Source organism: Micromonospora sp. DT46, assembly GCF_049841735.1.
GTDB lineage: Bacteria > Actinomycetota > Actinomycetes > Mycobacteriales > Micromonosporaceae > Micromonospora > Micromonospora reichwaldensis.
In genome coordinates, this window is sequence record NZ_JBNCKW010000008.1 from 463,945 (window position 1) to 477,995 (window position 14,051).

At 73.7% G+C, this 14,051-nt stretch carries 12 protein-coding genes; 5 read left to right on the forward strand and 7 right to left on the reverse strand.

Going from position 1 to position 14,051, the window contains the following annotated elements:
* Positions 1 to 33: 33 nt before the first annotated feature.
* Positions 34 to 1,536 carry a sensor histidine kinase gene (locus ACLQ20_RS24310; RefSeq protein ID WP_425857781.1) on the reverse strand — a complete coding sequence of 501 codons (1,503 nt, stop codon included), beginning with the start codon at positions 1,534 to 1,536 and terminating at the stop codon, positions 34 to 36.
* A 53-nt stretch (positions 1,537 to 1,589) separates the two neighbouring features.
* Entirely contained in the window at positions 1,590 to 2,246 is a 657-nt protein-coding gene (locus tag ACLQ20_RS24315) for a response regulator transcription factor (RefSeq protein WP_132240027.1), read from the reverse strand.
* A 94-nt stretch (positions 2,247 to 2,340) separates the two neighbouring features.
* Between ACLQ20_RS24315 and ACLQ20_RS24320 the strand changes: the two genes are divergently transcribed.
* Positions 2,341 to 3,450 (forward strand): LolA family protein, encoded by a 1,110-nt coding sequence (locus ACLQ20_RS24320; protein WP_358122525.1) that lies wholly within the window; start codon positions 2,341 to 2,343, stop codon positions 3,448 to 3,450.
* A gap of 259 nt (positions 3,451 to 3,709) precedes the next feature.
* Complete coding sequence (locus ACLQ20_RS24325; protein WP_425857782.1) at positions 3,710 to 5,929, forward strand: HelD family protein; 2,220 nt, start codon at positions 3,710 to 3,712, stop codon at positions 5,927 to 5,929.
* 86 nt (positions 5,930 to 6,015) lie between these two features.
* Here the strand turns inward: ACLQ20_RS24325 and ACLQ20_RS24330 are convergent, their stop codons facing one another.
* On the reverse strand, positions 6,016 to 6,423 hold the full coding sequence (locus ACLQ20_RS24330; RefSeq protein ID WP_151457334.1) for a hypothetical protein: 408 nt from the start codon (positions 6,421 to 6,423) through the stop codon (positions 6,016 to 6,018).
* Between the two features lie 393 nt (positions 6,424 to 6,816).
* Between ACLQ20_RS24330 and ACLQ20_RS24335 the strand changes: the two genes are divergently transcribed.
* Entirely contained in the window at positions 6,817 to 7,221 is a 405-nt protein-coding gene (locus ACLQ20_RS24335; protein WP_151455875.1) for a hypothetical protein, read from the forward strand.
* A gap of 69 nt (positions 7,222 to 7,290) precedes the next feature.
* Here ACLQ20_RS24335 and ACLQ20_RS24340 read toward each other — a convergent pair whose 3' ends face one another.
* Entirely contained in the window at positions 7,291 to 8,256 is a 966-nt protein-coding gene (locus ACLQ20_RS24340) for a sporulation protein (protein WP_151455874.1), read from the reverse strand.
* A gap of 329 nt (positions 8,257 to 8,585) precedes the next feature.
* Here ACLQ20_RS24340 and ACLQ20_RS24345 point away from each other — a divergent pair, with 329 nt between their 5' ends.
* Positions 8,586 to 9,020, forward strand: a complete 435-nt coding sequence (locus ACLQ20_RS24345; protein WP_425857759.1) for a pyridoxamine 5'-phosphate oxidase family protein — start codon at positions 8,586 to 8,588, stop codon at positions 9,018 to 9,020.
* A gap of 114 nt (positions 9,021 to 9,134) precedes the next feature.
* On the opposite strand, the gene ACLQ20_RS24350 is transcribed toward ACLQ20_RS24345, so the two are convergent.
* Positions 9,135 to 9,740: a TetR/AcrR family transcriptional regulator gene (locus ACLQ20_RS24350; protein ID WP_425857760.1), complete on the reverse strand. Its 606-nt coding sequence runs from the start codon at positions 9,738 to 9,740 to the stop codon at positions 9,135 to 9,137.
* 100 nt (positions 9,741 to 9,840) lie between these two features.
* On the opposite strand from ACLQ20_RS24350, the gene ACLQ20_RS24355 reads away from it, so the two are divergent.
* Positions 9,841 to 11,007 (forward strand): FAD-dependent oxidoreductase, encoded by a 1,167-nt coding sequence (locus ACLQ20_RS24355; RefSeq protein WP_425857761.1) that lies wholly within the window; start codon positions 9,841 to 9,843, stop codon positions 11,005 to 11,007.
* A 17-nt stretch (positions 11,008 to 11,024) separates the two neighbouring features.
* On the opposite strand, the gene ACLQ20_RS24360 is transcribed toward ACLQ20_RS24355, so the two are convergent.
* Positions 11,025 to 11,801: a DeoR/GlpR family DNA-binding transcription regulator gene (locus tag ACLQ20_RS24360; RefSeq protein ID WP_327030954.1), complete on the reverse strand. Its 777-nt coding sequence runs from the start codon at positions 11,799 to 11,801 to the stop codon at positions 11,025 to 11,027.
* 22 nt (positions 11,802 to 11,823) lie between these two features.
* Positions 11,824 to 13,845, reverse strand: coding sequence for a beta-galactosidase (locus ACLQ20_RS24365; protein WP_425857762.1), 2,022 nt, complete (start codon positions 13,843 to 13,845; stop codon positions 11,824 to 11,826).
* Positions 13,846 to 14,051 lie beyond the last annotated feature (206 nt).

The window sequence follows — 14,051 nt, forward strand, 5'->3', positions numbered from 1 at the left end:
CGGCCGGACCACCGCCCGGCGTGGCCCGGTCCGTCAGGGCCGCTCCGGGTCGGGCAGGGCCGGCAGCAGCAGCCGTACCCGCAGCCCCGGACCGCCGTCCCGGCCGGGGTGGGCGTCGGTCAGGACGATGCCGCCGCCGGCCCGGCGGACCAGCTCGCGCACGATGGCCAGCCCGAGGCCGGCGCCGCCGTCGTCCCGGGCGCGGGCGTCGTCGAGCCGGGTGAACCGCCCGAAGACCCGCTCCCGGTCCGCGGCCGGGATCCCCGGCCCGTCGTCGGTCACCGTCACCAGGTGGTACGCCCCGTCGCCGGCGCCGCTGCCGCCCGTTCCCCTGCCGGCCGTCCCGCCGTCCGCCGCTCCCCGGCCGGCCGTCCAGCCGTCCGGCGCTCCCCGGCTGGGCAGCCCGCCGTCCACCGCTCCCCGACCGGCCGTCCCGCCGGCGTCGCCCGCCTCGTCGGCGCCCGGGCCGGCGGTCAGCACCACCTCGCCGTGGGCGTGCCGGACCGCGTTGTCGACCAGGTTGGTGAGGATCCGGCGCAGCTCGTCGGGGTCGCCCTCGGTCCACAGCGGCATCGCCGGCGCGTCGAGGCGCACCGGCGGCGACGGATAACGGGCGGCCACCGCCGCCAGCAGGGCCCCCAACTCGACCGGCCCGGTGGCCCGTGCCGTCGGCCGCTCGTCGAGCCGGGCCAGCAGGAGCAGGTCGTCGACGAGCCGACCGAGCCGCTCGGTGTCGGCGAGCAGGTTCGCCGACACCGCCGTCCAGTCCGTCCGGTCGGCGAGCCGCCGGGCGACCTCCAGCTCGGTACGGATGTTCGTCAGCGGGCTGCGCAGCTCGTGGGCGGCGTCGGCGACGAACGCCCGCTGCCGGTCCCGGGCGGACTCCAGCCGGCCCAGCATCCCGTTGAGCGTCACCGCCAGCCGGTGGATCTCGTCCTGCGACGCCGGTACGGGCAGCCGCCCGCCCCCGTCCCGCCCGGTGATCTCCTCGGCGCCCCGGCGCAGCGCCTCCACCGGGCGCAGGGTCGCGCCGACCACCCGCCAGGCCACGGCGGCCAGCACCGCCACCAGCAGCGGAAAACTCACCAGCAGGATGGTCCGTACGACGTGCGCGCTGTGCCGTACGTCCGCCAGCGACCGGGCCACCAGGACGGTGCGCGGGTCGGCGGCGGTGCCCGCCGGTACGGTCACCACCCGCACCGGCCCGGCCAGGCCGACCCGCTCCCCCGACACCGTCAGCCGCTGCCGCGCGCCGGTGTCGATCCGTTCCGGCGACACCATCGGCACCAACCGGTCGGCGTCGATCGAGGCGGCCCGCACCCTGCCCTCGGCGTCGATCACCTGCACCCGGACCTGTCCGCCGGCCACCGGCAGCGGATCGGGCAGGACCTCCTCGGCGGCGAGCAGCGCGACCGCGTCGGCGGTCTGGAACGCCTCGGTGTCCACGGCGCGTTGCAGGGCCCAGCCCAGCACGGCGAGCAGGACGAGCCCTCCGACGGCCAGTCCCCCCGACACCCCGAGCACCCCGACCACCATCAGCCGCCCGCGCAGCCCGAGCGCGGCACGCAGGCGCCCGCGCGCCCCCCGCGTCACGGGGCGAGCCGGTAGCCGGCGCCCCGGACCGTCTCCAGACGCTCCCGGCCGATCTTGCGCCGCAGGTACCCGACGTAGACCTCGACGGCGTTGGGCGCCGTCTCGACGCTGGCGTCCCAGACGTGGTCGAGCAGCTCCGTCTTGGAGACCACCTCGCCGGGGCGGCGCATCAGGTAGTCGAGCAGCGCGAACTCGCGGCTGGTCAGCGCGACCTCGGCGTCGGCCCGGGTCACCCGCCGCCGGGCCGGATCGAGCCGGAGGTCGCCGACCGCGAGGACCGTGGGGCGTTCGGGGGCGCCGCGACGCAACAGGGCCCGCAGCCGGGCCAGCAGCACGACGTACGAGAAGGGCTTGGTGAGGTAGTCGTCGGCCCCGCAGTCCAGCCCGTCGGCCTGGTCGTACTCGCCGTCCTTCGCCGAGAGCATGAGCACCGGGAGCCAGTGCTCCTCGGCGCGCAACCGGCGCACCAGCTCGTAGCCGGAGAGGCCGGGCAGCATCACGTCGAGGATCATCGCGTCGTACCCACCGTGCCGGGCCGCGTCGAGCCCCGCCGGGCCGGTCGCCGCCACGTCCACCGCGAACCCCTCGGCCTGCAGACCCCGTTGCAGGGCGGACGCCAGCCGCGACTCGTCCTCCACCACCAGCAACCGCACGGGGTCAAGGGTGCCACCCGTGCGGGCGGTCGTACGGTCGTCCTCAGCGCCCTCACAGCGTCGGGGAGGCAGGATGTCCGGCAGGAGGTGTCACATGTCCGTCCTGAAGAGCCGTCCCGTCCTACGCTGGCTGGTCCCGGTGACCGCCGTCGTGACCGTCATCGGCGGCGGCGCCGCGCTCGGCACGTTCGCCGCCCAGGCCGAGCCGAGCCTGCCGCCGCGTACCGCCGCCCAACTCCTGGTCGACCTGCAGACCTCCCGGCTGGAGGGGCTCTCCGGCACGGTCGTGCAGCGCGCCGACCTGGGCCTGCCGCCGCTGGCCGGCCTGGTCGCCGGCGACGGCCCGGCCGGCCTGCTGACCGGCACGCACACGCTGCGGGTCTGGCACTCCGGGCCCGACCGGCAGCGCATCGCCCTCGTGGACACGCTCGGTGAGCGGGACGTCATCCGCAACGGCCGCGACGTGTGGGCCTGGAACAGCCGGTCCAACACCGCCACCCACCGCACGCTCCCCGAGGGCGCCGGCGGGACCGGGAGCCCGGAGTTGCCGGTCACCCCCGGGGAGGCGGCCGACCGGGCCCTGGCGGCGATCAGCCCGAGCACCGAGGTGAGCGTCGGCCGGTCCGCCACGGTCGCCGGCCGGGACGCGTACGAGCTGGTGCTCGCCCCGCGCGACGCCGCCTCGCTGGTGTACCAGGTGCGCATCGCCATCGACGCGCGCCAGCACGTGCCGCTGCGCTTCGAGGTCTTCGCCGACGGCAGCGACAAGCCGGCCTTCGAGATGGCCTTCACCCAGGTGTCGTACGCCCGGCCGGACGCCGAGCAGTTCACCTTCAACCCGCCGCCCGGGGTGAAGGTGACCGAGGAGACCGCCGGGAACAAGCCCGCCGACGCGCCCGGGAAGCGACCGGCGCACGGCGAGCGGCCGGACGTGCGTACCGTCGGCGAGAGCTGGGCCACGGTGGTGGTCGCGCGGCTCGACGGTGCCGGCACGCCCGCCGACCGGGCCGGGACCGCCCCCGCCGGGGACGGGTCGACCGGCGACCCGGCGGCGCTGCTCGGCAAGCTGCCGAAGGTCAGCGGCGACTGGGGCAGCGGCCGGCTGCTGACCGGGAAGCTGTTCAGCGCGCTGCTCACCGACGACGGCCGGCTCATCGCCGGAGCGGTGACGCCGGAGCGGCTCTACGAGGTCGCCAGGGGCTGAGGACCGGCAGTCCGGGGGCCCGCCACGCGGCGGGCCCCCGCTGTCTCTCCGGGGCGGCCTGTGGCGTGGCCCGGCGCGCTTGGTCGCGACGGCCGGCGCACGGTATCTTTCTCAGTTCAGGCAACAAAAAAGAACGGCTATCGAAAGCCGTTCCGAGAGAGATGCTAACCAAATGGGAGACGGCTTGTCAAGGCATTCCGCCGATTCCGCCGAATTGCAGTCCGATGACGAAATCGGCCGCGAACAGGAATACGTCTCGATGCTCTACCGCCGGCTGGACGAGCTGCGCGAGCAGGCGTCCCGACGGCTGACCGAGGAGCTGCGGGCGACCGGCGGCACCCTCCAGGCCCGCTCCCAGCGCGACAGCGCGGTGCGGATGTACGCCGACCAGGTCGAGCAGCTCTCCGCCGTCGAGAGCGGCCTCTGCTTCGGCCGGCTCGACACCGACGACGGCGGCCCGCACTACATCGGCCGGATCGGCATCTTCGACACCGGCGGCGACTACGACCCGCTGCTGATGGACTGGCGTGCCCCGGCGGCCCGCGCCTTCTATCTCGCCACCGCGGCCAACTCCCAGGGAGTGCGCCGCCGCCGGCACCTGCGCACCCGGGAACGCAAGGTGATCGCCCTCAACGACGAGGTGCTGGACCTGGAGACCGCCTCCCCCACCGCGCACGAGGAGCTGACCGGCGAGGCGTCGCTGCTCGCCGCGCTCAACGCCGGGCGCACCGGCCGGATGCGCGACATCGTCGAGACCATCCAGGGCGAGCAGGACCGGATCATCCGCGCCGACCTGCCGGGCGTACTGGTCGTGCAGGGTGGCCCCGGCACCGGCAAGACCGCCGTCGCGCTGCACCGCGCGGCGTACCTGCTCTACACCCACCGCGAGCAGCTCTCCACCCGGGGCGTGCTCATGGTCGGCCCGAACGCCACGTTCCTGCGCTACATCTCCCAGGTGCTCCCGGCGCTGGCCGAGACGGGCGTGCTCCTGCGGACGCAGGGCGACCTCTTCCCGGGGGTCAGCGCCCGCCGGGCCGAGCCAGCCGAGACCGCCGCGCTCAAGGGCCGCGCGGTGCTGGTCGAGGTGCTGGCCGCCGCCGTACGGGACCGGCAGTGGGTGCCCGACGAGCCGCTGGAGATCGAGCTGCCGCAGCAGGAGGTGCTGCTGCTCGACCCGGAGACCGTCCGCGCCGCCCGGGAGCAGGTCCGCCGCTCCGAGCGGCCCCACAACCTGGCCCGGGCGCTCTTCGACGTCGAGATCGTCCACGCCCTGGCGGCCCAGGTCGCCGAGCGCATCGGCGCGGACCCGCTGGGCGGGGAGAACCTGCTCGACGAGGCCGACGTGGCGGAGATCCGCCGCGAGCTGCGCGAGGAGCCCGAGGTGCGGGCCGTGCTGGACCAGCTCTGGCCGGTGCTCACCCCGCAGCGCCTGCTCGCCGACCTGTACGCCTCCCCCGACCGGATCGCCGTCGCCGCGCCCATGCTCACCGAGGCCGAGCGGGCCATGCTGCACCGCGAGCCGGGCGGCTGGACGCCGGCCGACGTCCCGCTGCTCGACGAGGCGGCCGAGCTGCTCGGCGAGGACGAGCGGGCCGCCGCCGCCCGCCGGGAGCGGATCCGGGCCCTGCAACGGGAGTACGCCGAGGGCGTGCTGGAGATCGCCCGGGGCTCCCGCTCCATCGACGTGGAGGACGAGGCCGACGGCGGTGAGATCCTCGGCGTCACCGACCTGATCGACGCCGACCGGCTGCTGGAGCGGCAGGAGGAGGCGGACCGGCTGACCACCGCCCAGCGGGCCGCGGCCGACCGGGGCTGGGCGTTCGGGCACGTGATCGTCGACGAGGCACAGGAGCTCTCGCCCATGGCCTGGCGGCTGCTGATGCGCCGCTGCCCGAGCCGCTCGATGACCATCGTCGGCGACGTGGCGCAGACCGGCGCGCTGTCCGGCACCCCGTCCTGGGCCGACGCGCTGGAGCCGTACGTGGCCCAGCGCTGGCGGCTGGAAGAGCTGACGGTCAGCTACCGCACCCCGGCCGAGATCATGGCGGTCGCCGCCGACGTGCTCACCGAGATCGACCCTGCACTGCGCCCACCCCGCTCCGTACGCTCCAGCGGTGTCCCGCCGTGGGACCGCGCGGTGGCACCGGAACGCCTGGCGGCGGAGCTGGTCGCCGCCACCACCGGGGAGGCCGCCGGCCTGGACGACGGCCGGCTCGGGGTGATCGTGCCGGCCGGTCGGGTCGACGAGCTGGGCGCCGCGCTCACCGCCGCCCTGCCCGAGGCGGCCATCGGCGAGGACCCGGAGCTGGAGAGCCGCGTGGTGGTGCTCACCGTCGGCCAGGCCAAGGGCCTCGAATTCGACTCGGTCCTCCTGGTCGACCCCGACCGCATCGTGGCGGAGTCGCCCCGGGGTCGCAGCGACCTCTACGTCGCCCTCACCCGCGCCACCCAACGCCTGGGCATCCTCCGCCCCACCTGACCCGCCGGCCCCGCCTGACCCGCCGGCCCCGTTGCGCCCGCCGGCTCCCTGCGACCTGGTTGGCGGGTCACGACCTGGTCGGCGGGTCACTCCGGGGTGAAGTCGCCGACCTGGCTGGCGGTGCCGGACTGGTCGCTGGTGGAGCCGCCCGCCGGGGTGCTCAGGCCGCCGGTGGTGGCGTCGCCCGTGGTGGTCGGGGCCACCTTGCCCGGGTGCCGCTCCGGCTGGCGTGCCACCCGGCGCACGCTGGCCGGGCCGGCGGTGCCGCCGGTCGTGGTCACGGCGCCCTGCCCCCGGGTCGGTCCGCCGTCGCGCAGCACCTCCGGGTCGACCGGAACGTGCGCCGGGTCGTCCGGGTCCTCGTCCTGGATGACCCGCTGCACGTCGGTAGGGGGCACGGTCACCTCGTCGAGAACGCCCTCGCCGTACACGCCACCGGCGATCCGCTCCTCGGCCCGCCGGGCGGCGTCCTGTCGCACGTCGTCCTCACGCATGTCCATCACCTCACAGGAGTGGTCGGTCCGACCTGCGTGCCCGCCACCCCCACCGACAAACCCGCCCCACCTGTCGCCCCGCCGCCCCGCCCCGAAGCCGGCGTCGTCGATCATGCAGTCGTGGTGCCCGTCAGATACCGATTCAGGCGTTTTGCACCCCACCACAACTGCATGATCGACGACGCCGGCTTCGGGGCGGGGCGGGGGTGGGTTTGGTGGGGGTGGGGTGCAGGGAGCGGGGCAGGTATCCGGGGTGCCCGGGGTGTTACTGCCCCCGTCGGGTCGGGTAGACGGCGGGTGCCCCCGCCATGCACGCGAACCGTGCCGTGGCCGACACGCGGTAGCGGGGCGAGGGAACGCAGGTACGACTCATCGCATCCTGAGGAGGACAAGATGAGCACGCAGGCTGCTTCCACCAGGCCGATGAACCGGCCGACGCAGGACGCGCCCAACCGGGCGATGCAGGACCGGGCCATGCAGGACCGGGCCATGCAGGAGACGCCCACCCGCCCGATGCCGATGATGCATGACGGGCACCGGGAGGCCATGCAGGCACCCGGCACGGAGACCAAGCCGTCGCTGCGTACGACCGAGTTCTGGGTCTACATCGCGGCCGTGATCGGCGTGCTGGCCGCCTCGCAGCTGGTCGGCCAGAACTCGACCGGCGTGGACATCTTCCGGGCCGACAACGCCTGGTTCATGATCACGCTGCTGACCATCGGTTACCTGGGTAGCCGCGGTCTGGCCAAGGCCGGCAGCAACTGGCGCAGTGGCGAGGAGCGCAAGGCCCGGCACTGACCGGGCGACGCACCACGGCAACGGTGGCCCTCGGGACTACGGTCCCGGGGGCCACCGTCGTGAGTGGTCCTACTCCTCGAAGCCGCCGAAGTCCTCGCCGTCGCCCTCGAAGGCGTCGCCGATCATGTCTCCGACGATCATTCCCCCGACGGCTCCCATCGCGGCACCGGCGACGACGCCACCCATGCCGACGCCTCGGCCGTGACCGTGCCCGTGCTTGTGACCGTGGCCGCCGAAGCCGTGGGCGCCGCGCAGGCTGCCGTAGCGGGAGGTGGTCTCCCGGAGCCAGCCGTCGACGACCTGGACCCAGTCCGTCTTGTCGGCGTCGGCGTGCGAGAGCCGGTAGTGGCCGAAGGCGTCGTGCCCGGGGGTCAGGAACCCGCCGCGCTTGTCGCACTCCAGGATGACCTCGACGCCGTGCGGGCTGGTCACGAAGGTCAGCTCGACCTCGTTGATGGTGCTCGCGTACTGGGGCGAGGCGAAGAACTCGATCTCCTGGTAGAACGGCAGCGTCTGCTGCGTGCCACGGATGTGACCGCGCTCCAGGTCGGCGTGCTTGAACCGGAAGCCGAGCCGCTGGAACGCCTCCAGGATCCGCTCGTGCACCGGCAGCGGGTGCACGTTGACCTGGTCCAGGTCGCCCTTGTCCACCGCCCGGGCGATGGCCAGCTCGGTGCGCAGCCCCATCGTCATGCCGCGCAGCCGCTGGCCGTAGACGTCGGTGATCGGCGTCTCCCACGGGACCGGGAGCTGGAACGGCAGGGAGAGCTGCTGCTTCGGGGCGAGCTGGAACGCGCCGCTGACCGGCAGCCGGTGGAACTCCATCACGCCGGCGTACTCGGTGTCACCGCCCTCGATCTCGACCCGGGTGACCAGGCTGACGACGACCTGCTCGACGTTGGCCGGGGCGTCCCCGCCCTGCAGGTTGACCTGCCCCTCGAGGGTCAGACCGGGGCGGGTGTTCGGGTTGGTCAGGACGGTGTCGACGCTCGGCCCGCCCACCCCGAACGCGCTCAACATCTTCTTGAAGACCATCGGAACTCCCGTGCAAAGACACCGCACTCCACCCTGGAGCCGGTCGCTGACTCGTCGGGACACTACGCGGAAGCGCTGTGAAGTGCCTGTGAGAGTGCACCACGACGGCGCAGACCGCAGGTGGACCGGCATCCCCGCGAGCCTCCCGGTGATCAGGACGCCATGGACCCTAAAACGGCGGGATAACGTCCATGGCGTCCTGATCACCATTGGACGGACCGTGGGCGGCGGTGCGGCACCACAGCCGTGCCACGAGACGCCGTCGGGGTCAGGCACCTTTCGGGCATGCGGCAGATCTGGGCAGGGGGTTGGGCGTGGAGGTTTCGGGCGTGGGGGCGAGCATCGGGCGTACGGGTCTGCCTGAGCCGCAGGCAGCGGTCCCACCGGAGGTCGCGGCTCGCCTGGTCCGGGAGTTGAGAGTCTGGCTGTGCACCCTGCGCCGCGACGGTTCGCCGCACGTGACGCCGGTCTGGTTCGTCTACGTCGATGACACGTGGTGGATCGGTTGCGGGGGCGAGAGCGTCAAGGCCCGCAACGTGGCGGCCGATCCACGGGTGTCGCTGGCCCTGGAGGGCGGGGAAGCCCCCGTCGTGGCCGAGGGTCTCGCCCGGGTGCGCCGAACCGACTTCCCGGACCCGATCGTCAAGGCTTTCGCGACCAAGTACGGAGGGTGGGACATCCGCGAGCCGGTCGCCCCGGAGAGCTTCCGGGTGTTGCTGGAGATCCCCGTACGACGCTGGTTGCTCGCGGGCGCGGCCCGTTGATTCGGCTCCCCGGGAAGCGGAGCGCGTCGCGCTGATGTCGTAGACGGCTCAGCTCGACAGCGCCGAGCCGTCTGGTAGCCCGCGCATCCGCAGGAGCGGGACGGTCAGTGCGGATCACGCCTTCGGGGCGGCGATCGCGGGAAGGTCTCCGGTGAGTGCGGCCACTGCCCGCTGGATTCGAAGCGGGGCCGCTGGATCGGTGCCGCCCGTGAGGGCGACGTGGTGCAGTACGCCGACCACCGCCAGGGCCAGCGCCTCCACGTCGGCGCCGACGGCCACCCGTCCGAGTTGCCGCTCGGCGGCCAGGTAGCCGGCGACGGCACGCTCGACCGCCTGCAGGCCGGCGGTCCCACCGCCCAGCACCGTCTCGACCTGTGTCACCAGGTCGGGCCGGAAGGCCATCAGCCGGGCCAGTGCCAGCAGCGTCTCCATCGGCGTAGCCAGGATGGCCTGGTTGAGGTTGCCGGCGACCGTGCCGGACCCGGCGCGCTCCGGGAGGCCGGCCACCTCGCCGGAGACCACGAAGGACCGGTCGATCCAGTACCCGGCCAGGAAGTCGTCGAAGTTCGCGAAGTGCGCGTAGAGCAGCCCGGTGGCCACGCCGGCCTCGCGCGTCACGGCCCTGCCGGTGAGCCGGCTCGGTCCGTCTCGCACGATCAGCCGCTCGACGGCGGCGAAGAGCTGCTGCCGAATCTCCGGGATGGCTACTCCACGCGGCATGTCCGAAGTCTAGGCGGTGCCGCCGTCCCTCGTTGCGCCCGGTATGAACAGTCGCTCATACTAGTTTGAGCGAACGCTCATTCTGACTCGGGAGTGCTGGATGAAACGTGCAGTGATCGTGGGAGCGGGCATAGCCGGGCTGGCCACCGCGCTGCGACTCGGACGCGACGGATGGCACACGGTCGTGGTGGAACGCGCCCCCGCCCGACGCAGCAGCGGCTACATGGTCAATCTGATAGGCCCGGGCTACGACGCCGCCGAGCGCCTCGGCCTGCTCACCGCGCTGTCCGCGTATGACCTGGGTCTGTTCACCACCGTGCTCGTCCGCGCCGACGGACGGCCCAAGTTCACGGTGCCGTCCAGCCTCGCCGAGGCCGCCCTCGGCAACCGGGCCGTGTCGGTGTTCCGCGGCGACCTGGAGTCGACGCTGTACGAGGCGGTGCGCGACCGTGCCGACATCCGCTTCGGCACCACCGTCACGTCTCTGGACCAGGACACCGAGCGGGTGCGGGTGGTGCTGAGCGACGGCACCACGGAACACGCCGACCTGCTCATCGGCGCCGACGGGGTGCACTCCGCCACGCGGACGGCCGCGTTCGGCTCCGGCTTCCAGGTCGATCTGCCGTACGTCGTGGGCGCCTTTCCCCTGGCCCACCCGGTGGCGGGCGTGCCGGATTCCTCAGCCACCACGTTCATCGGCCCGGGACGCACGGCGGCGATCGTCAACCTGGGCCCGCGGCGATCGTCGGCGTTCTTCACGTACCGCAGCGCGGACCCGGCCGCCGACCTGCGGCGCGGAGCGGTGGAGGCGCTCGACGCGGCGTTCGGGGATCTCGGCGGGGGTGTCCCCGACGCGATCCGCCACCTCGGGAAGGACCCGGCCGGCGCCTACTTCGACGCGATCAGCCAGGTGGTGATGCCACGCTGGAGCACCGGCCGGATCGTGCTGCTCGGGGACGCGGCCTGGTGCGTCACGCTCTTCGCCGGGCACGGGGCGACCCTCGCGCTCGCCGGCGCGGACCAGCTCGGCGCCGCCCTGCAACGGCACGACGACGTGCCGGCGGCACTGACCGAGTGGGAGGCGGGACTGCGCCCGGAAGCCATGAAACGGCAGGCGCTCGCCCGTCGAGGAATGCTCCAGTACGCGCCGCCGAGCCGGTTCCACGTGTGGATGGGCGACGTGACCATCCGGGCGATGACCCTCCCGGGTGTGCGCGGTCTCGTCCGGCGCGGTATCGAGCGCGCGAACCGCAAGGCCGTGCCGTGACCACGAACTCGGGCCGGTCAGTCGATTCCGACGACGATCAGCTCGCCCACCTGGCCCGCTAGCTGGTCGCGCGCCTCCTCGGGCAGCCCGGCGTCGGTGACGAGCACGTCGGCCTCGGAGAGCGGGGCGATGGTGGCCATTCCGATCGTCTCCCACTTGGTGTGGTCGGCCAGCACCACCAGGCGCCGGGCCGCGCCGACCAGGCAGCGGTCGGTGCCCGCCTCCAGCAGGTTCGGCGTGGTGAATCCGGTGCGCGGGCTCATCCCGTGCACGCCGAGGAAGAGCACGTCGACGTTGAGGGCGCTGATCGCCGCCTCGGCCACCGGCCCGGTCAGGGCGTCCGACGGGGTACGGATCCCGCCGGTCAGCACGACCGTCTGGTCGGCGCCCGGGTGCTGGTGCAGGGCCTCGGAGACGGGGATGGAGTTGGTCACCACGGTCAGGCCGCGTACGTCGGCCAGCAGGGTGGCCAGCGCGGCGGTCGTGGTGCCGGCGGAGAGCGCGACGGCCATGCCGGGCTCGACCAGGGCGGCGGCCCGTTCGGCGATGGCCCGCTTCTCGGCCCGCTGCCGCAGCGACTTCGCGGCGAAGCCGGGCTCGTCGCCGGGTCCGGGGCCGACCAGGGTCGCGCCGCCGTGGACCTTGTCGACCAGCCCTCGCTCGGCCAGCACCTCCAGGTCGCGCCGGATCGTCATGTCCGAGACGCCGAACCGGCTCACCAACTGGCTGACCCGCACGCCGCCGCGCTGCCGGATCATCTCGAGGATCACGGCCTGTCGCTGTCGGGCCAGCATCCGGAGGACCTCCTTCGCGCCGTCACGCCGCAGACGAGCGGGCCGCCGCGGCGGCGGTCGGCGCCTCGCGGATGACGGCCACCTCGCCGGCCGGCACGACCAGGTCACCGGCGCAGGTCGTGCCGGTCAGCAGTTCCACGCCGGTGACGTCGAGCCGGGCGTCGGCGTCGGTGTGGTTGATGACGAAGAGCCAGGTGCGGTCGCCGGCGCGCCGCCGGACCACCTCCACCTCGGCGGGCACCCACGCCGCCGGGCGTACCCCCGACTCGGCCACCAGCCGGGCCACCAGCCGGTCCGTCGCCGCCGCGTCCAGCCGGGTGCCGACGTACCAGGCCGCGCCCGCGCCGACCGGGTGCCGGGTCAGCGCCGGCACGCCCGGCAGGGGCCCGTCGGCGTACGCGGCGAGCACCTGCGCGCCCTCGGGATGCAGCCACTCCGTCCACACGTCGGCGACCGAGCCGTCGTCGAGGGTGACCCGCTCCCCCGCCCGCAGCGGGAAGAACTCCTCGACGCGGACGCCCAGCAGTTCCCGGAACGCCCCCGGGTAGCCGCCGAGGCGGATGTGGTCGTGCTCGTCGACGATGCCGCTGAAGTACGTGACCAGGGCGGTCCCGCCGGCCTCGACGTACGCGCACAGCGCCGCGGCGTGCGCGTCGCGCACCAGGTAGAGGGTGGGCGCCAGCACCAGCCGGTAGCGGGACAGGTCGGTGGCCGGGTGCACGACGTCGGCGGTGATCCCGGCCCGCCACAGCGCGTCGTGCAGCGCGCCGAGGCGGTCGGCGTACGTGACGTCGACGGTGGGGTGCGAGTCGAGCTCGGCACCCCACCACGCCTCGTAGTCGAACAGGATCGCCACCTCGGCGTCGACCCGGCTGCCGCGTACCTCGGCGAGGGCCCGCAGGTCCGCGCCGAGCCGGCACACCTCGCGGAACACCTTGGTCTCCGGGCCGGCGTGCGGCAGCAGCGCGGAGTGGAACTTCTCCGCCCCGGCGCGGGAGGCCCGCCACTGGAAGAAGAGGACCCCGTCCGCACCGCGCGCCACGTGCGCCAGGCTGTTGCGGCGCAACTGGCCGGGGGCCTTGGCGACGTTGCGCGGCTGCCAGTTGACGGCGCTGGTGGAGTGCTCCATCAGCAGCCACGGGTCGCCGCCGGCGACGCCCCGGGTGTGGTCGGCCGCGAGGGCGAGCCCGACGTGGGCGCGCGGTTCGGCGGCGGTGAGGTAGTGGTCGTTGGCGACGACGTCCACGTCGGACGCCCAGGAGTGGTAGTCGAGGTACTTGATGCCGGTGCCGATCATGAAGTTCGTGGTGACCGGCTGGCGGACCAGGCGCGTGAGCACCTCGCGCTCGGCGCGCAGTTGGGCGCGCTGCTCGTCGGAGGAGAAGCGCAGGAAGTCGAGTTGCTGGGTGGGATTGGCGAAGGTCGGCGCCGTGCGCGGCGGGTTGATCTCGGCCCAGTCGCCGTAGCGCTGGCTCCAGAAGGCGGTGCCCCAGGCGTGGTTGAGCCCGTCCAGGTCGCCGTAGCGCTCGCGCAGCCAGCGGCGGAACGCCTCGGCGCTGACGTCGCAGTAGCAGTGCACGTTGTGGCAGCCCAGCTCGTTGGAGACGTGCCACATGACCACGGCGGGGTGGTCGGCGTACCGGGTGGCGAGGGCCTCGACCAGAGCCAGCGACCGCTCGCGGAACACGGGCGAGCTGGGGCAGTACGCCTGCCGGCCGCCCGGCCAGAGGATCGCGCCGTCGGCGCGCCGGGGCAGCGTCTCCGGGTGCCGGTGGGCCAGCCACGGGGGCGGGCTGGCGGTGGCGGTGGCCAGGTCGACCGAGATCCCGCCGCCGTGCAGCACGTCGATCGCCCGGTCCAGCCAGCCGAACTCGTACGCGCCGGGGGCGGGCTCCAGCAGCGCCCAGGAGAAGATCCCCACCGACACCAGGTTGACCCCGGCCCGGCGCATCAGCGCGACGTCCTCGGCCCAGGTGGACTCGGGCCACTGCTCGGGGTTGTAGTCGGCACCGAACCAGATGTCGTCACCCTGCCATCGCCGCATGAATGCAGAGCGTGCCCGGCCGAGGCGGCCAAGTCAACACGTTCCAACATCGACCATCTTTACAACGTTTACCGCTTAACGGCCTTGTCGTGACGGGGTTGTCGGGAGATTGCCGCCCCCTTGACACCGTCCGGAGGACGAGTAGCTTGAGGCGCCACTGGCAATTCGTGTTCGCCAATGTCGATTCGCGATGGATCCGGGTGTGT